Below are 20,015 nucleotides of genomic sequence, written 5' to 3'. Positions count from 1 at the left end.
CCTCGCCTTTCCGCAGGACGGACCTCGCAATGTCCGCTGTCTGTCAGAAAGGTCCGCAGTGCCCGTCAACAAGACCGACCCCGTCAACAAGAGCAACTTCAGCCGATCGGTGGTCTCCCGTGCGCGACGGTGGCGCACCGCCGCCGTCCTGGCCACCACCAGCGTTTTGGCGATCGGGTGCGCCGGCGGCGCCAGCGATGTTCCCGGTGGGGACGCCGCCGCCGCGGGGGCCGACACCACGCTGACCCTTGTCGCCTACGCGGTGCCCGAGCCGGGGTGGAGCAAGATCATCCCGGCGTTCGCCGCCACCGAGGAGGGCAAGGGTGTAGCGGTGACCAAGTCCTTCGGTGCCTCCGGTGACCAGTCGCGGGCCGTCGTCGACGGCAAGCCGGCCGACATCGTCAATTTCTCGGTCGAACCCGACATCACCCGTCTGGTCAAGGCCGACAAAGTGGCCGAGGATTGGAATGCCGGCAACACAAAGGGCGTCCCGTTCGGATCTGTGGTGTCATTGGTGGTGCGCAAGGGCAATCCCAAGGGCATCAAGGACTGGGACGATCTGTTGCAGCCCGGACTCGAGGTGGTGACCCCGAGCCCGCTGAGTTCCGGTTCGGCCAAGTGGAACCTGTTGGCGCCCTATGCGGCGAAGAGCAACGGCGGTAAGGACTCGGCGGCCGGTCTGGACTTCGTCAACAAGCTGGTGACCGAACACGTCAAGACCCGCCCGGGCTCTGGTCGCGAGGCCACCGACGTGTTCCTGCAGGGCACCGGGGATGTGCTGATCAGCTACGAGAACGAGGCGATCAACGTCGAGCGGCAGGGCAAGCCGGTCGAGCACGTCAACCCGCCACAGACTTTCAAGATCGAGAACCCGGTGGCCGTCGTCAAGACCAGCGCCCACGCCGAGGCGGCCAAGGCCCTGCTGAACTTCCTGTTCACCCCCGAGGGCCAGAAGCTGTGGGCCGAGGCCGGGTTCCGGCCGGTCGACCCGGCGGTGGCGGCGGACTTCACCAAGGACTTCCCGACGCCGGAGAAGCTCTGGACGATCGCCGATCTGGGCGGCTGGGACGAGGTCGACCCGTCGTTGTTCGACAAGGACAACGGTTCCATCACCAAGATCTACAAGCAGGCGACTGGATGACGTCGGTAGCCCAGAGCGATGCGGCCCAGACCGATCCGGCCGGGCCGGCAGATCAGCGGCCCGGCCGCTACGGCAGCACCTCGCTGCGCGTGGGGGCGGCATCGATCTGGTTGAGCATCATCGTGCTGCTGCCGTTGGCCGCGATCGTGTGGCAGGCGGCCGGCGGCGGGTGGAACGCCTTCTGGCAGGCGGTCACCTCCAACGCGGCGCTGGACTCGTTCCGGGTGACGCTGACCATCTCGGCCGGCGTGACGCTGGTCAACTTGGTCTTCGGCCTGATCGTGGCCTGGGTGCTGACCCGGGACGAGTTCCCGGGTAAACGACTGGTGGACTCGGTGATCGATCTGCCGTTCGCGTTGCCGACGATCGTGGCGAGCCTGGTGATGCTGGCGCTGTACGGACCGGCCAGTCCGGTCGGTCTGCACCTGCAGCACACCAAATGGGGCGTCGGTGTCGCGTTGCTGTTCGTCACACTGCCGTTCGTGGTGCGCTCGGTACAGCCGGTGCTGCTCGAGCTCGACCGCGAGACCGAGGAGGCCGCGGCCTCGCTGGGGGCCAGCAACCGGGTCATATTCGTGAAGGTGATCCTGCCCGCGTTGCTGCCCGCGCTGCTGTCCGGTGCCGGGCTCGCGTTCTCCCGGGCCATCGGCGAGTTCGGTTCGGTGGTGCTCATCGGCGGTGCGGTGCCGGGCGAGACCGAGGTGTCCTCACAGTGGATCCGCACCCTGATCGAGAACGACGACCGCACCGGTGCCGCGGCGATCTCGATTGTGCTGCTGCTGATCTCGTTCGTGGTGTTGTTCGTGCTCCGCGCGGTGGGTTCGCGGGTGGCCAAACGTGAGGAGCTTTCGGCATGACGCTCTCGCCGCGGACGCGTTATCTGTTGCGGTTCCTGGCCCTGGCCTATGTGGCGGTGCTGGTGGTGGTGCCGGTCGGCCTCATCCTCGTGCGTACGTTCGGCCCGGGGCTGGGCGAGTTCTTCGCCTCGGTGGGTACGCCCGCCGCCATCTCGGCGCTGAACCTGTCGTTGTTGGTGGTGGCGATCGTCGTGCCGCTGAACGTGTTGTTCGGCGTTCCCACGGCCCTGGTCTTGGCGCGCAACAAATTCCGTGGCAAGAGTGCGTTGCAGGCTGTCATCGACCTACCGTTCGCAGTGTCGCCGGTGGTGGTCGGTGTGGCGTTGATCCTGCTCTGGGGGTCGGCCGGGTTGTTCGGCTTCGTCGAGAACAACCTCGGGTTCAAGATCATCTTCGGTTTCCCAGGCATCGTGCTGGCCAGCATCTTCGTCACGGTGCCGTTCGTCATCCGCGAGGTCGAACCGGTGCTCCACGAAATCGGAACCGATCAGGAGGAAGCCGCGGCGACACTGGGATCGACGTGGTGGCAGACATTTTGGCGGATCACGTTGCCGTCGATCCGGTGGGGCCTGACCTACGGCATCGTGTTGACCGTGGCTCGCACCCTGGGGGAGTTCGGTGCGGTGCTCATGGTGGCGTCGAACCTGCCGGGCACCTCACAGACGCTCACGTTGCTGGTGGCCGACCGTTACAACCGCGGCACTGCCGACTCGGTGTACGGGGCGTACGCCATCTCGACGTTGCTCATGGCGGTGGCCGTGGTGGTCCTGGTGGTCCAGGTCATCCTCGATCGTCGTCGAACCAAGGCTGCGCAGTAGGTCCGAGAAGTCGGCCCGAGGAGGAAACAGAAACTATGACCGACGCGATCGTGGTTCGGGGCGCGAACAAGCATTACGGTGATTTCGCCGCGCTCGACAACATCGACTTCGAGGTGCCGTCCGGTTCGCTCACCGCCCTGCTGGGTCCGAGCGGCTCGGGCAAGTCCACCCTGCTCCGCGCCATCGCGGGGCTGGATCAACCCGACACCGGGACCATCACCATCAACGGCCGTGACGTGACCGGTATCCCGCCGCAGCGGCGCGGTATCGGTTTCGTGTTCCAGCACTACGCGGCGTTCAAACACCTGACGGTCCGCGACAACGTGGCTTTCGGTCTGAAGATCCGCAAGCGCCCCAAGGCCGAGGTCAAAGAGAAGGTCGACAACCTGCTGGAAGTGGTGGGACTGGCCGGTTTTCAGACCCGCTATCCCAACCAGCTCTCGGGCGGTCAGCGTCAGCGGATGGCGCTGGCGCGGGCGCTGGCGGTCGACCCGCAGGTGTTGCTGCTCGACGAGCCGTTCGGCGCGCTGGATGCCAAGGTGCGCGACGATCTGCGTACCTGGCTGCGCCGGCTGCACGACGAGGTACATGTCACGACCGTGCTGGTGACCCACGACCAGGCCGAGGCCCTGGATGTGGCGGACCGGATCGCGGTGCTCAACAAGGGCCGCATCGAGCAGGTCGGCTCACCGACCGAGGTGTATGACGAGCCGGCCAACGCGTTTGTGATGTCGTTTCTGGGCGCGGTCTCCGAGCTCAACGGGATCCTGGTGCGCCCGCATGACATTCGTGTCGGACGTAATCCCGAACTGGCGGTGGCAGCCGGTGACGGCACGGCCGAGGCCACCGGGGTGTTGCGGGCCACGATCGACCGGATCGTGATGCTGGGCTTCGAGGTGCGGGTCGAGTTGACCAGCGCCGCAACCCATGTGCCGTTCACGGCCCAGATCACCCGTGGCGACGCCGAGGCGCTGGGCCTGAAGGAGGGCGACACCGTGTACGTGCGGGCGACGCGGGTTCCGCAGATCGCCGGTGATGTGCAGGTTCCGTTGAGTGACAAGAACTCTGCCGGTAGCGACGAGGACGAGGTGGTGGCCGTCAACTGACCCCCGGCAGGATCATGCCAGGGTCAGGAACAGCTTTTCCAGTTCGGCCACATCCATCGGCTCGTCGCTTTCGCCGGCGATGCATTCACGTAGACCGGTGGCGACGATCTTGAACCCGGCGCGGTCGAGTGCGCGGGAGACCGCGGCGAGTTGGGTCACGACGTCCTTGCAGTCGCGGCCCTGTTCGATCATGGTGATGACGCCGGCGAGTTGCCCTTGGGCGCGCCGCAGCCGGTTGAGGATGGCGGCGATCGATTCCTCGTCACAGATCATGGTGTTTCCTTTGACGTGAGGTTATGGGTTCCATCATACCCGCGGGGGTATGTGGTCGGTCGGTCATGTTGCGGCCGCGGGTGGGCCGAAGAGCCACCGCAGCGGACACCACCCCAGCCGGGCGCAGCTGGCGGTGCCGAGGCCGGCCAGTGCGGTCAGGCCGGCGGCGGTGAGCCCGACGGCGGGATGTACCTCCTGACCCAGGACGACCGAGGCCATCAGCAACACGAACCAACCGAAGGCCCGGCGCACCGCGTCGGGGTCCACGTGGGCGGTCAGTCGGGAGCCGATCAGGCTGCCCAGCACCGCCGCGGTGGTGACTGCACCCGCGATCGTCCAGTCGATCGGCACGGTACTGAGATGGCCGGCCAGACCCGCCGCGGAGTTCAGTGTGATCACCAGCAGCGAGGTTCCCACCGCGACGGGCATGGGCAGCCCGCCCAACAGTGCCAGGGCGGGCACCACGAGAAATCCGCCACCGGCGCCGACGGAACCTGTCACCAGCCCGACCCCGAGCCCCATCAGCAGCACCTTGGCAACGGGCAGGGTCCGCGTGCACGGAGCACAGGCCGTGCGCGACTTGAGCATTGCGATGCCGGTGGCCACCATCATTGCCGTGAAGGCGATCAGCAGGAGCGATCCCTCGACCACATAGCTCAGCAGACCGCCGAGATACGCCCCGACCATGCCGGCCGCCCCGAACATCAGCCCGCTGCGCCACTGCACCCGCCCGGCGCGGGCGTGGGACAGGGTGCTGACCGCACTGGTGACCCCGACCACCACAAGCGAGGTGGCGATCGCCTGCTTGGCCTCCATGCCGGCCACATAGGCCAGCAGTGGAACCGTCAGGATCGACCCGCCCCCGCCGAGGAGTCCGAGCGACACCCCGACCAGGACGGCCAGTGCGACAGCGAGCCAGATCATGCCAACGCGCCGGAATGTGTTTGTCTGGCACCGATCAGCTGTTCGACGACGGTCTGGGCATCACCGGACGAACCCCGGTTGTACGGCAGCTTTGCCAGCAACATGCCCATCGCGCAGGTGTTCGTCAGTGCTGCGGTCGTCAACCCGGCCCCGATCCCCGCGGCGACCCATTTCAACCTGGGGGACGCGATGCTGCCCAGGACGCTGCTGAGCACGATCGAACCGGCGACCAGGCGGACCTGGCGTTCGAGGTCCCAGCGTCGGGCGCCGCGGCGCACTGCGAATCCCTTGTCCAGCCAGGCGGTCATGCCGCCGTCGAGGATCGAGACATTGGGCAGGCCGGCTTCGTGCAGGGTCTGGCCGGCAGTGCTCGCACGTTGCCCGGATCGACAGATCAGCACCACGTTCTCGTCGAGATGCCGGGCGATCTCGTCTCGATGCTCCTGTAGCAGATCCAGTGGGACGTTGTAAGCGCCTGGGATGTGCGCGGTTTCGAACTCGCCGGGGGTGCGGACATCGATGAGCCGCGGACCCACGTCGTTCCGCGTGAGCTCGTTGAGTTCGGCGGCGTCGATGATCGACGAGGTGGACATCAGGCCAGACCTTTCAACATCAGGTTCCAGTACAGGGCGGGCAAGCCGTACTTCTTGAGGTACCAGTACGGCCGGTGCGGCTTGACCGGATCGAGCAGCGGGAAGGACGGTTTGAGGGTGAAGTCGTAGTCGAACTCGGCGAGCAGCATGTCCTGCGAGGACGTGACGATCGGGCAGGACGCGTAGCCGTCGTACGACCCGGTGAGCGGTCGCCCGCTGAGCACCGCGCCGATGTTCTCCACCACGACGGGCGCCTGCTTGCGAATGGCCGCACCGGTTTTCGAGTTCGGCGACGAGCCCGCATCGCCGAGCGCGAACACGTTCGGGTAGCGCACGTGCTGCATGGTGTGCTTGTCGATGTCGACGTAACCGTTGGCGTCCCCGCCGACGTGGCTGGTGGACAGCGGGCTGGTCTTGATCCAGTCCGGTGCCGACTGGTGCGGCACCGCGTGCAATACGTCGTACGGCAGCGTCGTCTCGATTCCGTCGGCAATGTTCGTCATCGTGATCTTGCGGGCCGCCGAATCGATGGACCGCACTTCGCTTCCGGTGTGCAGCGTGATGCCGTAATCGGCGATCACCTTGTCCAGGTTGTCGGCGATGGCCGGGATGCCGAAGATCCGCGGGGTCGGCACCACGAGGTGCACGTCGATGTTTTCGAGGACCCCTTGACGGCGCCAGTGATCGCAGGCCAGGTAGGCAATCTTCTGTGGCGCACCGGCGCACTTGATCGGACCCGACGGCATGGTGAACACCGCGGTCCCGGATCGGGTGTTGCGGATGAATTCCCAGGTTCGCGGGGCGAGGTCGAAACGGTAGTTGGACGAGACCCCGTCCTTGCCGAGGGCGCCGGCCAGGCCCTCGGTGCGGTCCCAGTCGAGTTGGATGCCCGGCGCCACGACCAGGACGTCGTAACCGTACGTCGTGCCGTCGGCACAGGTGACGGTGTTGGCTTCTGGGTCGACGGCGCTCACCGCGGTCTTGATCCAGGTGGCGCCACGCGGCATCACCGACGCCTCGGCACGTTCGGTCGCGGCGGCGCTCGCCTGGCCACCGCCGACCAGTGTCCACAGCGGTTGGTAGTAGTGCTTGTCGGACGGTTCGACGATCGCGACGTCGGTGTGGTGCGTGCGCAGCAACCGTGCCGCCACCGTGATCCCGGCCGTTCCGCCGCCGATGATCAGTACCTCATGCTTGCGTGGGCTGGACATACCTGTCGTATTCTCCTGTCTCTCAAACAGTCTGGGTTGCGGTCAGCCAGGCGCCGTAGCCGCCGAGGATGTCGCTGACATCGGTGAAGCCGCGCCGGCGTAGCAGGCTGGCCGCCACCGACGAGCGGTAGCCACCGGCGCAGTAGACGACCGTCGGACGCGTCGGATCCAGTTCGGTGGCCCGCTCCGGTAGTTGTCCCACCGGAATGTTGCCGGCACCGGGGATCATGCCGGCCTCGGTTTCGCCCGGATTACGCACGTCGACGATCTGCAGGTCGGCGACGTCGGCGGCGCGTTCGCCGAAGGTGTGCGCGGTCAGCCGCGATGCCACGGCCACCTCGTCGCGGTGTTCGAACATCACGCGTTCCGGGTCGTCGAGGTAGCCCAGTACCCGGTCGAAACCGATACGGGCCAACCGGTTCTTGCCCTCGCGTTCTTCGCCCGGGGCGGTGATCAGCACGATGTCGGTATCCGGTGTGATCACCGAACCGGCGAATTCCGCATAGCGACCGGCCAGACCGATGTTGATCGCGTGGCGCAGGTGCCCCTGTGCGAACTCCTCGGGGCTACGGCCGTCGATCAGGATCGCGCCGGCCGCCACCGCGTCGGCAGCGCGACGGTAATCCAGCGCCTCGGGCACCGCCTCTTCGTCCAGGAGTGCGCGGTCCTTCCGGTTGAGGATCGCGTCGTACCCGAAATAGCCTGGTGCGGGCGGCTGTCCAGCCGTCACGAGCTCGATGAACGACTGCTTGTCCGGCGCGCGTAGCGCGTAGTTCGTCTGCTTCTGCTCACCCATGGTGGACGACAGTTCGGTGGACAGGTTCTTGCCACACGCCGACCCCGCGCCGTGCGCCGGGAACACCCGGGTGGCGTCGGGCAGCGGCAAAAGCTTCTCGTGCAGCGAGTGGTAGAGCTGTTCGGCCAGCTCGTCGCGGGTGTAGCCGATCGACGCCAGCAGGTCCGGCCGGCCCACATCACCGATGAACAGGGTGTCACCGGTCAGCACACCGTAGGGGGTCGCGTCGTCGGCGTGTTCGTACACCACGATGCTCATCGATTCCGGGGTGTGGCCAGGGGTGTGCCGGAACTCCAGCACCACCTCGCCCAGTGAGAGACGTTGGCCGTCTTCGACTCCCAGGTGAGCGAATTCCGGCTGGGCGACCGACGAGTACACGATCGCCGCGCCGGTGGCCTCGGCCAGCTCGAGATGACCGGAGAGGAAGTCGGCGTGGAAGTGGGTCTCGATGACGTGGGTGATCCGCAGGCCGAGGTCCTCGGCGTCGGCGATGTACTCGGCGACGTCGCGCTGCGGGTCGACGACGACGGCGCGCCCGGATGTCTCGTCACCGATCAGGTACGACGCGTGGGACAGACAGTCCAGGTAGTACTGGATGAACTTCATTGTTCGACTCCTCGAAGGACATGGCATATACCCATGGGGGTATATCGATACTTGCCAATATACCCACGGGGGTATAGGAGTCAAGCGATCGGGAAAGGAGGGAAGCGGCGGATCAGGCGGCGAAGCCGGCGCGACGGGCGGCCAGTGCCTCTTCGTAACGGTCCAGCACGGTGGCCGCCACCAAGCGATGTGCGCCCAGTGGCTCGGCCATGGGAATTCCTGCAACAGAAGCGAATTCGGCCACCCGATCGGTGATACGACCGTGTGCGAGGAACCAGGGCGCGATCACCAGTCGGCGGGCGCCGCGGTCACGTAGCCGGTCCGCCGCTTCGGGCAGGGACGGAGTCTGGCCGGTGGCGAACGCCACATGAGTGCCGGCCCAGCGGGTACCGACGGCCAGCGCGTCGGCCAGGGCAGCCGTACGCGCATTGGCGGCTGGATGTGACGAGCCCACGCCGACCAGGATGACCCCCAATCCGGCGTCGAAGCGCGACACCCCGACCGCGGTGAGCCGTTCCCGCACCACCTGCAGCAGCCGCGGATCGTCACCGAGCACGTCGGCCTGGATCACCTCGGCACCGGAGCCGGCAATCAACTCCGGAATGTCGATCCGGGCGTGATAGGCGCTGCCGAGCAGCATCGGCACCACCACGGCGCCGGCTTCGACCTTGGGCAGCACCTCGGTGAGATTGGGCGCGTTCTGCTCACAGAACGCGACCCGTACCTCGGTCTCGGGCAGCAGCCGGCGCAGATGCCCGCCGATGGCGCGCGCGTTCGCCGACGAACGCGGATCCGCGCTGCCGTGTGCGGTGAGGACGAGCGTCACGGAAACCTCACGAGGCGTGCAGACCGCATTCGGTCTTGGTCTGGCCGGCCCACCGGCCGCTGCGCGGATCGGCGCCCGCGACCGGCTTGCTGGTGCACGGTGCACATCCGATGGATGGATAGCCTTCGTGGACAAGGGGATTGACCAAGATGTCGTTGGCGTCGATGTAAGTCTGCATGTCCTCGTCGGACCAGGCCGCAATCGGGTTGATCTTGACCAGCCCGAACGCGCTGTCCCAGCTGATCAGCGGGGCATTGGCCCGCGTCGGCGCCTCGACCCGGCGGATTCCGGTAACCCAGGCGCGGTAACCCGACAGGGCTTTGCTCAGCGGCTCCACCTTGCGCAACCGGCAGCACTCGCCGGCGTCCCGCGAGAACAGGTCCTTGCCGAGAAGTTCGTCCTGCTGGGCGACGGTGCGCTCCGGGGCCACGTTGACCACCCGAACGTCGTAGACCGCCTCGACGGCATCCCGGGTGCCGATGGTCTCGGCGAAGTGGTAGCCGGTGTCGAGGAACAACACGTCCACTCCCGGACGCACCTTGGCGGCCATCTCGACCAGGACGGCATCCTGCATGTTCGACGCGACTACGTAGGACCCACGAAAATGCTCGTCGGTCCAGCGCAGCAGGTCTTCGGCGCCGGCATCGGCCAGTTCGGCCGCCCCGCGCTCGGCAAGCTCGATCAATTCCGCTTCACTCAATGCGCTCACCTCGGTCATCGTGTCTGTCAGCTCTTCGCGCGAGCGGCTCATCGCAAATCGTCTTCGTCGGCACGCACCGCCCATTGGGCGAAACGCTCGCCGTCCTCGCGTTGTTTCACGAAATTGCGGACCACCCGATCGATGTACTCGACGAGCTCGGTCGCCAGCACCTTGTGCTGGCGCAGTTTGCGGCCGAATCCGCTGTCCAGGCCGAGGCTGCCGCCGAGGTGCACCTGGAAGCCCTCCTCCGGACCGTTCCCGTCGTCGACCATCTGACCCTTGAAGCCGATGTCGGCGACCTGGATGCGGGCGCACGAGTTGGGGCAGCCGTTGAGGTTGACCGTGATCGGCACGTCGAGCTGGGCGTTGAGGTCGCCGAGCCGGGCCTCCAGCTCCGGTACCAGGTGCTGGGCCCGGCCGCGGGTGTCGGCGAAGCTCAGCTTGCAGTACTCGATGCCGGTGCAGGCCATCAGGTTGCGGCGCCAGTGTGACGGCCGGGTGTCCAGACCGAGGGCTTCCAGCCCGTCGCGCAGCGCGTCGAGCTTCTCATCGGGCACGTCGAGGATGATCAGCTTCTGGTAGGCGGTCAGCCGCGCACGGTCCGAGCCGGCGGCCTCCATCAGATCGGCCACCTTGGTCAGGATCGTGCCCGAGACGCGGCCGGCGATGGCCGAGGCGCCTACCGCGTTCAGCCCGTTGCGGATCTTCTGCACGCCGACGTGGTCGACGGTGTGAGGCACCTGCTCGGGTGCCGGCCCGTCGATGAGGGGACGCTTGAGGTACTCGGTTTCGAGCACCTCACGGAACTTCTGCGGCCCCCAGTCCTTGACCAGGAACTTCAACCGCGCCTTGGACCGCAACCGGCGGTAGCCGTAGTCCCGGAAGATCGAGGTGATGCCTTCCCACACGTCGGCGACCTCTTCCAGCGGCACCCACACCCCGAGGCGTTGGGCCAGCATGGGGTTGGTGGACAACCCACCACCGACCCACACGTCCAGACCTGGACCGTGCTCAGGGTGGTTGACCCCGATGAACGAGACGTCGTTGATCTCGTGGGCGACGTCCTGAAGCCCCGAGATCGCGGTCTTGTACTTGCGCGGCAGGTTGGAGAACTCCGGGTTGCCGATGTAGCGCTGTTCGATCGCCCGCAGTGCCGGAGTGGGATCGACCACCTCGTCCAGCGAGTCTCCGGCCAGGGGAGACCCGAGCATGCCGCGCGGGCAGTCGCCGCAGGCCTCCATGGTCTGCAGTCCGACCTCGTCGAGGCGGCGCCAGATCTCCGGGATGTCCTCGATGCGCAGCCAGTGGTACTGCAGATTTTCCCGGTCGGTGATGTCAGCGCTGTCGCGGGCGAAGTCGACCGAGATCTGACCCAGGGTGCGGACCGCCTGCGCCGAGAGCGCCTTGCCGTCGGTGCGCACCCGCATCATGAAGAACTTGGCTTCCAGCAGGTCGGCATTGTCGTCGCCGGTGAACGTGCCGTCGTAGCCCTCGGTGCGCTGGGTGTACAGGCCCATCCAGCGGAACCGGCCGCGCAGGTCGTCGGTGGCGATCGAGTCGAAACCCTGCTTGGAGTAGACGTCGAGAATCCGTTGCCGGACGTTGAGGGCGTCGTCCTCCTGCTTGAACGTCTCGGGGTGGTTGAGTGGTTCGCGGTTGCCCAGCGCCCACTGACCTTCGTCGCGGGGCTTCTTCGCGGGGCGGTCGGCCTTCACGGGGGCCTCGGGGGTTGTCACTGTTGTGCTCCTTCGCAAAGGAGCTGGCATTCAGACGCGCAGATCACCGGTGGCTGTCCGGCGGCGCAGATCCGGTGCCAGCTGGAACTATGGGGGCGGGCGGGGTCCGAAATCAACGCGAGGTCAAGGCAGACAGCAACAGCTACAAACGCGCTTGAAATCGACATGCCGACGAGCCACCAGCTGAATGCGGGTGGCGCTGTTGCGGGCGGCAGTCACGCTCGCCATTGTGCCACGATTGTCGTCACCTGCCCTAACCGGGCCATATTTGCGTTCACGGTGAGCAAAAGTCATCGCTGGACAATCTGGGAAAATTGATGCCATGAACACCCGTACCGCGACCGCCGGCCAACCCGAGTTGGCGCCCCATCCCGGCCGTCCGTTCGGGATCTACATCCATGTCCCGTTCTGCGCCACCCGGTGCGGATACTGCGACTTCAACACCTATACGCCGGCTGAGCTCGGGGGCGCCAACCCCGACGGCTGGCTGGCCGCGCTGCGCGTCGAACTGCGGCTGGCCGCCGCCAAGGTCGGTTCGGTGGCGGTGCAGACGGTGTTCGTGGGCGGCGGCACTCCGTCGTTGCTGGGCGGGACCGGTCTGGCCGCGGTAATGGAAGCCGTCCGCGACAACTTCACCCTGGCCGCCGGCGCGGAGGTCACCACCGAGGCCAACCCGGAATCCACCTCGCCGCAGATGTTCGCGACGCTGCGCGAGGCGGGTTACACCCGGATCTCGCTGGGCATGCAGTCGGCGGCGCCGCAGGTGCTGGCTGTGCTGGATCGCACGCACTCGCCGGGACGGGCCCCGGCAGCGGCCAGGGAGGCCCGCGCCGAGGGATTCGAGCACGTCAACATCGACCTGATCTACGGGACCCCGGGGGAGTCCGACGACGATCTGCGACGCTCGATCGACGTCGCGGTGGGCGCCGGCGTCGACCATGTGTCGGCGTACTCGCTCATCGTCGAGGATGGTACGGCGCTGGCGCGACGCGTACGTCGCGGTGAGATCGCCCGGCCCGACGACGACGTGCTCGCGCAGCGTTACGAATTGCTCGACGCCCGGCTGTCGGCGGCCGGCCTGAATTGGTACGAGGTGTCGAACTGGAGTCGGGCGGGCGGGGAGTGCCGGCACAACCTCGGCTACTGGAACGGCGGCGAGTGGTGGGGCGCCGGTCCGGGAGCGCACGGATTCCTGGGAGCGACTCGGTGGTGGAACGTCAAGCATCCCAACGCTTATGCGCAGGCGTTGGCGGACGACACGTTGCCGATCGCTGATTTCGAGGAGCTGGATACACGCGATCGGCATGTCGAGGACGTGATGCTGCGGGTCAGGGTTCGCGACGGGCTTCCGGTGGCACTACTCGATCCCGCTGAGCGGTCGCGGGCCGAAACCCTGTGTGGTGAAGGCCTTCTGGCCTCGCACCAGTCCTCGCTGGTGTTGACCGACCGTGGCCGTCTGCTTGCCGATGCAGTGGTACGCGACTTGCTGGGGTAGGGAGGGGAGCGTCACGCTTCCTGTGTGAAATCTGTGCGTTGTCTGTGTGAAAGCTTGCGATCTCGCAAAGCAACCGTGTTCGGTACGTAGGTCTGTGCAATGAGTTAGGCGAGGCTATGCTTTGCCGAATGCTCACCAGGAATGCCCAAGCTGACTGCAGTGCTTCGGCCGCCCTCGTCTCGATCGAGCTGCCGACAGGTGATGGCGCGATCTGTCCTGCCGATCTGGTCGCCGAGATCGCCCGCGCGGGTGACGCTGACGGAAATGACTATGTGGTCTACGAGCGGGGAAACCGATGGCTGTTGGCGTCCGGATCGCAGCGCGGCGTCGAACTGGACAGCGATGAGATACGGCTCACCCACGAGGGCGCCGTGGTGGCCAGTCGGTCGTGGACCGGCAGGCCGGGCAGCGTGCTGGGGCAAGCGGTGGATCAGATGCTCGCCGACCCTGAAACCAGTTCCGACACCGCGTTTGGTTGGGTCGCATTCGAATTCGGGGCGTACAAGTTCGGCCTGGCCGACCGACTGCCGCCGAAGACACCGTTGGCTCGCGTATTCAGTCCGCTCACCCAGATCGAGGTGACCGCTGAGCGGGTCATACTGCGCGGTGCCCACCCGAGTCACCACGATGTCGTGCGGCGGCTGATCGCCGACGGGCTCCCGGTGACGTCCGCTCCGCGGGCGGTCGACATTCGCCAGGACGGCAGCGCCTACCGCGAGCGGGTGGCGTCGGCGATCGATGAGATCGTGGCGGGCCGTTATCAGAAGGTCATCCTGTCGCGGCGATTCGACGTTCCGTTCCGGCTCGACTTCCCGTCGACGTACCGGTTGGGCCGCCGGCACAACAACCCCGCGCGGTCATTTCTGTTGCGGCTCGGCTCACTTCGTGCGCTGGGCTACAGCCCCGAACTCGTCGCCGCCGTGCGAGGAGACGGTTCGGTGATGACGGAGCCGTTGGCGGGCACCCGGGCTTTCGGTCGCGGCGCCGCCAATGACCGTGCGGCGCGCGACGACTTGGAGTCCAACTCGAAGGAGATCGTCGAACACGCGATCTCGGTGCGCAGCTCGCTGCAGGAAATCGCCGAGGTCGCCGAACCCGGCACGGCGACGGTTACCGATTTCATGACGGTTCGCGAGCGCGGGAGCGTGCAGCACCTGGGGTCCACGGTGGGCGCGCGTCTCGACCCGTCGATGGACCGGATGGACGCACTGGAGGCGCTGTTCCCGGCGGTGACGGCATCGGGTATTCCCAAGGCCGAAGGGGTCGACGCGATCCTGCGCCACGACGAACTCCCACGTGGTCTGTACTCCGGAGCGGTGGCGATTTTCTCGGCCGACGGTTCGCTCGACGCCGCGCTCGCACTGCGGGCGGTCTACGAAGCGGACGGGCGCACCTGGCTGCGGGCCGGCGCCGGAATCATCGCCGAATCCACACCCGCTCGGGAGTTCGAGGAGACCTGCGAGAAGCTGAGCACGTTGTCGCCGTACCTGGTCGGCATGCCGGAAGCGGGGCTGGTATGTGAGTGAGCTAACAGGGGGCAAAGCCGGCGAAACTGCCGGTCTTACCGAGCGTGTCGGACGTATAACTGCACCTCACGGCCGGTCGGGATGCTCCCAGTAGATTCACAGGTTCGGGCGGGGTAATCCTCCCGAACCCGCTGACCTGTGCCACTATGGTCCGCATGTCCGCAGCGTATTTAGGCAAGCCTATCCAGACTTTCCTTCGCTCGGGATCCTGCTGACATGGCGCCGGAACCTTTCGTCTCCGAGCCTGTCGCTGTGATCGGCTTGGCGTGCCGTGTCGCCGGCAGCGTCGCCACGCCTTCCGACTTCTGGAACTTCCTGCTGGACGGGCGCAGCCACGTCACCGAGGTGCCCGAGGATCGGTGGGAGCCGTATCTGCAGCGGGACCCGCGCAATGCCGCGGTGCTGCGTGAGGTCACCCGACTGGGCACTTTCCTCGACGATCTCGCCGGATTCGACGCTGAGTTCTTCGGTGTCTCGCCCCGCGAGGCCGAGGTGATGGACCCACAGCAGCGGTTGGCGCTCGAAGTCAGCTGGGAGGCGCTCGAACACGCCGGGGTGTCGCCCAGGGCGCTGGCCGGCAGTGACACCGCCGTGCTGATGGGCGTCAATTCCGACGATTACGGCAAGTTGATCATGGAAGACCTGTCCGGCATCGACGCCTGGACCGGCATCGGAACATCGCTGTGCGGTATCGCCAATCGGGTTTCACATCTGCTGGATCTTCGCGGCCCGAGTGTGGCGCTGGATGCGGCATGCGCAGCCTCGTTGGTCGCGGTGCATCAGGCGTGTCAGATGCTGCGCGCCGGGGAGACGTCGTTGGCTCTGGCCGGTGGGGTCAGCGCATTGATCGGCCCCGGCCTGACCCGGGTCCTGGACGAGGCCGGCGCCACCGCGCCCGACGGTCGCTGCAAGACCTTCGATGCCGCCGCCGACGGCTACGGGCGAGGCGAAGGTGCCGGTGTGGTGGTGCTCAAACGGCTCGCCGACGCCGAACGCGACGGTGACCGCATCCTGGCGGTGGTCCGCGGCGGTGCCACTGCTCAGGACGGGCGCACGGTCGGCATCATGTCACCCAACGGTGCCGCCCAGGCGGACATGTTCCGGCTTGCCTGCCGGGCCTCCGGGGTCGATCCGGCCAGTGTGGGATACGTCGAAGCCCATGGAACCGGCACTCCCACAGGCGATCCCACCGAGGTCGGGGCGCTCGCCGAGGTATACGGCGCCGGGCGTGACGGTCAGGATCGGTGCCGTATCGGATCGGTCAAGCCCAATATCGGCCACCTGGAGGGCGGCGCCGGGGTGATGGGCCTGATCAAGACGGTCCTGGCGCTGCACCACGAGGCGATCCCCCCCACCGCCGGGCTGCGGCAACTGACGGATGCCGTCGACTGGGCCAACAGCGGGCTTCGGGTTCCCACCGAAGTCGAGCCGTGGGCGCGTACCGATACCCCGCGTCGGGCGGCGGTCTGCAGCTACGGCTACGGCGGCACGATCGCGCACATTCTGCTCGAAGAGGCTCCGGCACAACAGGACACGACAACGCGAACATCCGGTCAGCTGGTTTTCCCACTGTCCGCGCGGTCCGGTTCGCGCCTGATCCGCCAGGCGGAGGTGCTGGCGGATCACCTGCGGGCCGGCCATCAGGATGTGGCGCCGGTGGCCGCGGCATTGTGGGCTCGGCGGTCACACGAGCCGGTGCGGGCGGCGGTCATCGCCGAACATCGACATGAACTGATCGCCGGCCTCGACGCCCTCGCGAGGGGGCAATCCGGCGCCGGGCTGGTCACCGGAGAGGTTCCCGGGGGGCAGGCCCGGGACGCGGTGTGGGTGTTCTCCGGGCACGGTTCGCACTGGGCCGGTATGGGACGCGAACTGCTCACGGCAGAACCAACTTTCGCCTCCGTCATCGACGAGGTCGACGAGGTGTTCGGTCCGGAGCTCGGCTTCTCCGCCCGCGAGGCGCTGAGCACCGGGGTACTCGGTGGCACCGACCGGGTTCAGGCGCTGACCTTCGCCATGCAGGTCGGACTGGCCGCGGTCCTGCGTGAGCGCGGAGTACGGCCGGCCGCGGTGATCGGACACTCGGTCGGTGAGGTCGCAGCCTGCGTGGTTTCCGGGGTGTTCGAGTTGCGCCAGGGCGCTGCCGTCGCCTGCTATCGCGCCCGTGGATTCCGTGCGGTGATGGGCCATGGTGCCATGGCGCTGGTGCGGCTGCCGTTCGCGGAGGCCGAAACCCGGCTGGCCGGACGCACCGATGTGGTGGCTGCGATCAGTGCGTCGACCGAATCCTGTGTCATCTCAGGCCTCACCGCCGCCGTCGACGAGGTCTGCCGCCTGTGGGCCGAGCAGGGCATCGTGGTGCGCCGAGTCAACACCGACGTGGCTTTCCACAGTCCCGCGATGGACGATCTGACCGGCGCGCTCGCCGAAAACGTCGCCGGGCTCGACCCGGCCCGGGATGCCGTGATCCCGCTCTACACCACGGCTTTGGCCGATCCGCGTTCCGCCGCACCGCGCAACGCCGACTACTGGGTGCAGAACCTGCGTGGGCAGGTGCGGTTTGCCGAGGCCGTCACGGCAGCCGCCACGGACGGGCACCGGCTGTTCCTGGAGGTGTCTGCGCATCCGGTGGTATCGCATTCGATCGTGGAAACCTTGCTGCACCTGGGCATGGACGATCACGCCGTCATCCCGTTGCTGCGACGCAACTCACCTGAGTCGTCTGCGGTCACGACGGCGGTCGCGTCGCTGTACTGCCATGGTGCCGACCTCGAGCATGGTGTGGCAGCAACCGATTCATGGGACGCCGAGCTGCCGGTCACCCAGTGGCAGCACCGACGGTTCTGGCGGACGCCCAGCCCGCCGCCGGGCGGGCGCGCCGTACACGACACCACCAGCCACACGTTGCTGGGCGGATGCACCGAGGTGGCCGGAACCGTCGCCACCCGGATGTGGCAGACCCGGCTCGACTTAGACACCCGGCCCTACCCCGGCGACCATCCGGTGCAGGGCACCGAAATCGTACCTGCCGCAGTGCTGTTGAACACGTTCCTGACCGCCGCCGGCGCGGGCGCCGCATTAGCAGCCGGCACTGCAATAACGGACGTGCGGTTGCGTACCCCCGTAGCGCCGGGGCGCGCCCGCGATCTGCAGGTGGTTTTGCAGGACCGTGAGCTGACCCTGGCCTCCCGCCTCGCCGAAGGTCAGGACGGCGGGTGGCTGACGCACAGCAGCGCAGTGGTGGCAGCCGGCGACATACCGGTCGAGAGTGCTCCTGGTGCAATCGATCTGGCGGCCGCACGGACGCGCTGCGCCGAGCAATTGCCGCCCCGGCACGTGATCGACACCCTTGCCGAGCTCGGCGTGGCAGCCATGGGATTCGATTGGGACATCAAAGTTTTGCACCGCGGCGATGATGAACTGCTGGTGTCGGTGAGCTCGGCAGCCGATGGCTCACAGCCCAGCACCTGGGCGCCGTTGGTGGACGCGGCGACCTCGGCCGCCTCGACGATCTTCGACGGGCCGCCGCGGCTGCGAATGCCCGCCCGTATCGAGCGGGTGCAGGTCAACGGGGCCCCGCAGGCCACCGCAATACTGTCGGTGCGGCGGCGGCCGGGCACCACCACAACCGATGTGGTGATCGCCGACGAAACCGGGGCAGTGCTGCTGGCGATCGGCGGGATGACCTTCGAGGAACTGGAAAACCCCGGACGTGAATGGTCGGCCGTCGACACCCGCCGGATCGTGCATCGGGTGGCGTGGCACCCGGTGTCGGCTCGCGGCGAGCAGCCACCGACCGGCGTCGTCCTCGTTGGTGGAGACGTCGACCGGCTGGAATCCGCGGTCGACGATCTCACTGCGGCGGCGGTGCCTTATCGGGCGGTGGAAGAGCCCGAGGAGCTGGAATCGCTCACCGAGTTCGGTTCCCTTCCGGCCACACTCGGAGAATCCCCGGTGGTCCTGGTGCTGCCGCGGGACGACGACTCGCCCGAAGCGGCGGTGGAACTCGTGACCAGGACACTGGCGCTGCAGCAGCGGCTGGGCGTGTCCGCGCGATTGTGGGCGCTGACCATCGGCGTCCACGAGGGCGACAATCTCGTCCACGCACCGCTGTGGGGACTGGGCCGCGTGGCCGCCGCCGAGCATCCACAGCTGTGGGGCGGTGTCGTGGACGTGGCCGACGGATGTTTGCCGCTGGGTGCGCTGGGCTCACTGCCCGGCCACGGCGTAGTGGTGGTTCGCGACGGCGTGAATCTCGCAGCCCGCCTCGGCGCCTCGGAATCGAGTGCCGCCGTCGCGCAGGACGCTCAGATGCATTGTGTACCCGGGGGCACCTACCTGATCACCGGGGGGACCGGGGTCCTGGGCCTGCGCATGGCCCAGCGTCTGGCTGATCTCGGGGCGCGGCGTCTGGTGCTGCTGTCGCGCTCTGGCCTGGAGGATCGGTCGGCCTGGGCGCACGGCAACCCGTCGGCGGCGGTCCGCGCGGTCACCGCATTGGAAGAGCGTGGCGTATCGGTCACCGTGGCCTCGGTCGACCTCGGAGCGCCCGGATCGGCCGAGGCCCTGCGCGCGGTGCTGCGCCCGCTGCCACCGGTGCGCGGGGCGATCCACGCCGCCGGCGTGGAAGCCGGTGCGCTACTGATGAATACCACGTCCGACGAGTTCACCGTGGCGATGCATCCGAAGGTGCGCGGCACGTTGGTCCTGCACGAGGTGTTCCCGCCCGAGCAGCTCGACTGGATGGTGCTGTTCTCCTCGTGTGGCTATCTGGCCGGCTTCCCGGGCCAGGGTGCCTACGGCTGCGCCAACTCGTTCCTCGACGTGATGGCGCGTCACCGGCGTAGCCTGGGTGACCGCACCACGGCCGTGGCCTGGACCGCATGGCGCGGGCTGGGGATGGGATCGACATCGGAATTCGTTGCCGCCCAACTTGATGCGCTCGGCATGGGGACGGTGGGCGCCGACGACGCGATGCTCGCGCTGGATCTCGCGATGCGTGAAGACACCGCCAATGTCGTGGTGCTGCCGGTCCTTCCGGCCGCGGCCGCCGTTCCGATCCTGGCCGATGTGGCGCCTCAAGAGGAACCTGACCGTGGCACCGAGCCGGCGCCGACGGCGGGGGAGCTCGACACCGAACAGCTCGCTGCACACGTTTTGACGGCGGTGGCAAGCCAATTGGGTCTGCCGGAGGCCGACGTCAACGTCGACCTGCCGCTGGTCGAGCTCGGTGTCGACTCGATCATGACCGTGCGCCTGCGCCGTCAGCTGGAGAAGCAGACCGGGCTGTCGCTGCCGCCGACACTGTTGTGGGAGCACCCCACCGCGGCGGCCGTGACGGCCCGGATCATCGAGCTGCTGTCCCCCGACGTGGAGTGCGAGGTTCGGGCGGGCGGTTAGTCGGGGG

Annotated in this window: 16 protein-coding genes; 7 read left to right on the top strand and 9 right to left on the bottom strand. The window is 67.4% G+C overall.

All coding sequences use genetic code 11. The features are described from left to right. Window positions 1–109: 109 nt before the first annotated feature. The 4 genes from A5740_RS05570 to A5740_RS05555 are packed head-to-tail and all read left to right on the top strand — an operon-like array spanning window position 110 to window position 3,922. The gene (locus A5740_RS05570) at window positions 110–1,141 is read left to right on the top strand and encodes a sulfate ABC transporter substrate-binding protein (RefSeq protein WP_076192266.1); all 1,032 of its coding nucleotides are present in this window, start codon (window positions 110–112) and stop codon (window positions 1,139–1,141) included. Next, window positions 1,138–1,998: a sulfate ABC transporter permease subunit CysT gene (cysT, locus tag A5740_RS05565; protein WP_076192125.1), complete on the top strand. Its 861-nt coding sequence runs from the start codon at window positions 1,138–1,140 to the stop codon at window positions 1,996–1,998. Before A5740_RS05570 ends, cysT begins: the two co-directional genes overlap by 4 nt. Then, complete coding sequence (gene cysW / locus A5740_RS05560) at window positions 1,995–2,816, top strand: sulfate ABC transporter permease subunit CysW (RefSeq protein ID WP_076192123.1); 822 nt, start codon at window positions 1,995–1,997, stop codon at window positions 2,814–2,816. The genes cysT and cysW overlap by 4 nt, the downstream gene beginning before the upstream one ends. Window positions 2,817–2,851: 35 nt before the next feature. Beyond that, on the top strand, window positions 2,852–3,922 hold the full coding sequence (locus tag A5740_RS05555; RefSeq protein ID WP_076192122.1) for a sulfate/molybdate ABC transporter ATP-binding protein: 1,071 nt from the start codon (window positions 2,852–2,854) through the stop codon (window positions 3,920–3,922). Between the two features lie 12 nt (window positions 3,923–3,934). Here A5740_RS05555 and A5740_RS05550 read toward each other — a convergent pair whose 3' ends face one another. From A5740_RS05550 to A5740_RS29380, 9 genes are all read right to left on the bottom strand, one after another. Further along, a complete protein-coding gene (locus tag A5740_RS05550; protein WP_076192120.1) occupies window positions 3,935–4,195 on the bottom strand; it encodes a metal-sensitive transcriptional regulator in 261 nt (86 codons plus the stop codon). A 63-nt stretch (window positions 4,196–4,258) separates the two neighbouring features. Next, window positions 4,259–5,119 carry a sulfite exporter TauE/SafE family protein gene (locus A5740_RS05545; protein WP_076192118.1) on the bottom strand — a complete coding sequence of 287 codons (861 nt, stop codon included), beginning with the start codon at window positions 5,117–5,119 and terminating at the stop codon, window positions 4,259–4,261. Further along, a complete protein-coding gene (locus A5740_RS05540; RefSeq protein WP_076192117.1) occupies window positions 5,116–5,712 on the bottom strand; it encodes a rhodanese-like domain-containing protein in 597 nt (198 codons plus the stop codon). Before A5740_RS05540 ends, A5740_RS05545 begins: the two co-directional genes overlap by 4 nt. Further along, window positions 5,712–6,923 carry an FAD/NAD(P)-binding oxidoreductase gene (locus A5740_RS05535; RefSeq protein ID WP_076192115.1) on the bottom strand — a complete coding sequence of 404 codons (1,212 nt, stop codon included), beginning with the start codon at window positions 6,921–6,923 and terminating at the stop codon, window positions 5,712–5,714. The genes A5740_RS05540 and A5740_RS05535 overlap by 1 nt, the downstream gene beginning before the upstream one ends. Window positions 6,924–6,945: 22 nt before the next feature. Beyond that, window positions 6,946–8,325: a rhodanese-like domain-containing protein gene (locus tag A5740_RS05530; protein ID WP_076192113.1), complete on the bottom strand. Its 1,380-nt coding sequence runs from the start codon at window positions 8,323–8,325 to the stop codon at window positions 6,946–6,948. Between the two features lie 112 nt (window positions 8,326–8,437). Continuing rightward, complete coding sequence (locus A5740_RS05525; RefSeq protein ID WP_076192112.1) at window positions 8,438–9,151, bottom strand: sirohydrochlorin chelatase; 714 nt, start codon at window positions 9,149–9,151, stop codon at window positions 8,438–8,440. A 7-nt stretch (window positions 9,152–9,158) separates the two neighbouring features. Continuing rightward, on the bottom strand, window positions 9,159–9,902 hold the full coding sequence (locus A5740_RS05520) for a phosphoadenylyl-sulfate reductase (RefSeq protein WP_371454718.1): 744 nt from the start codon (window positions 9,900–9,902) through the stop codon (window positions 9,159–9,161). Next, a complete protein-coding gene (locus tag A5740_RS05515; protein ID WP_371454717.1) occupies window positions 9,899–11,617 on the bottom strand; it encodes a nitrite/sulfite reductase in 1,719 nt (572 codons plus the stop codon). Before A5740_RS05515 ends, A5740_RS05520 begins: the two co-directional genes overlap by 4 nt. 93 nt (window positions 11,618–11,710) lie before the next feature. After that, window positions 11,711–11,815: an Ms4527A family Cys-rich leader peptide gene (locus tag A5740_RS29380; RefSeq protein WP_371454723.1), complete on the bottom strand. Its 105-nt coding sequence runs from the start codon at window positions 11,813–11,815 to the stop codon at window positions 11,711–11,713. 94 nt (window positions 11,816–11,909) lie between these two features. Between A5740_RS29380 and hemW the strand changes: the two genes are divergently transcribed. The 3 genes from hemW (at window position 11,910) to A5740_RS05500 (ending at window position 20,008) form a co-directional block, all read left to right on the top strand. Beyond that, window positions 11,910–13,082: a radical SAM family heme chaperone HemW gene (hemW, locus tag A5740_RS05510; RefSeq protein ID WP_076192108.1), complete on the top strand. Its 1,173-nt coding sequence runs from the start codon at window positions 11,910–11,912 to the stop codon at window positions 13,080–13,082. A gap of 128 nt (window positions 13,083–13,210) precedes the next feature. Then, window positions 13,211–14,608, top strand: coding sequence for a salicylate synthase (locus A5740_RS05505; RefSeq protein WP_076192107.1), 1,398 nt, complete (start codon window positions 13,211–13,213; stop codon window positions 14,606–14,608). Window positions 14,609–14,824: 216 nt separating this feature from the next. After that, window positions 14,825–20,008: a type I polyketide synthase gene (locus A5740_RS05500; protein WP_076192105.1), complete on the top strand. Its 5,184-nt coding sequence runs from the start codon at window positions 14,825–14,827 to the stop codon at window positions 20,006–20,008. Window positions 20,009–20,015: the final 7 nt, after the last annotated feature.

Origin of the sequence: Mycobacterium sp. GA-1841, assembly GCF_001954135.1 — a bacterium.
Lineage (GTDB): Bacteria > Actinomycetota > Actinomycetes > Mycobacteriales > Mycobacteriaceae > Mycobacterium.
This window is presented reverse-complemented; position numbering and strand designations above follow the sequence as displayed.

What these genes read in the sequence shown, in the direction of transcription:
- cysT (WP_076192125.1), top strand. Translation starts at nt 1,138, where the DNA reads ATGACGTCGGTAGCCCAGAGCGATGCGGCCCAGACCGATCCGGCCGGG.
- cysW (WP_076192123.1), top strand. Translation starts at nt 1,995, where the DNA reads ATGACGCTCTCGCCGCGGACGCGTTATCTGTTGCGGTTCCTGGCCCTG.
- A5740_RS05555 (WP_076192122.1), top strand. Translation starts at nt 2,852, where the DNA reads ATGACCGACGCGATCGTGGTTCGGGGCGCGAACAAGCATTACGGTGAT.
- A5740_RS05550 (WP_076192120.1), bottom strand. Translation starts at nt 4,195, where the DNA reads ATGATCTGTGACGAGGAATCGATCGCCGCCATCCTCAACCGGCTGCGG.
- A5740_RS05545 (WP_076192118.1), bottom strand. Translation starts at nt 5,119, where the DNA reads ATGATCTGGCTCGCTGTCGCACTGGCCGTCCTGGTCGGGGTGTCGCTC.
- A5740_RS05540 (WP_076192117.1), bottom strand. Translation starts at nt 5,712, where the DNA reads ATGTCCACCTCGTCGATCATCGACGCCGCCGAACTCAACGAGCTCACG.
- A5740_RS05535 (WP_076192115.1), bottom strand. Translation starts at nt 6,923, where the DNA reads ATGTCCAGCCCACGCAAGCATGAGGTACTGATCATCGGCGGCGGAACG.
- A5740_RS05530 (WP_076192113.1), bottom strand. Translation starts at nt 8,325, where the DNA reads ATGAAGTTCATCCAGTACTACCTGGACTGTCTGTCCCACGCGTCGTAC.
- A5740_RS05520 (WP_371454718.1), bottom strand. Translation starts at nt 9,902, where the DNA reads ATGAGCCGCTCGCGCGAAGAGCTGACAGACACGATGACCGAGGTGAGC.
- A5740_RS05515 (WP_371454717.1), bottom strand. Translation starts at nt 11,617, where the DNA reads ATGCCAGCTCCTTTGCGAAGGAGCACAACAGTGACAACCCCCGAGGCC.
- A5740_RS29380 (WP_371454723.1), bottom strand. Translation starts at nt 11,815, where the DNA reads ATGGCGAGCGTGACTGCCGCCCGCAACAGCGCCACCCGCATTCAGCTG.
- hemW (WP_076192108.1), top strand. Translation starts at nt 11,910, where the DNA reads ATGAACACCCGTACCGCGACCGCCGGCCAACCCGAGTTGGCGCCCCAT.
- A5740_RS05505 (WP_076192107.1), top strand. Translation starts at nt 13,211, where the DNA reads ATGCTCACCAGGAATGCCCAAGCTGACTGCAGTGCTTCGGCCGCCCTC.
- A5740_RS05500 (WP_076192105.1), top strand. Translation starts at nt 14,825, where the DNA reads ATGGCGCCGGAACCTTTCGTCTCCGAGCCTGTCGCTGTGATCGGCTTG.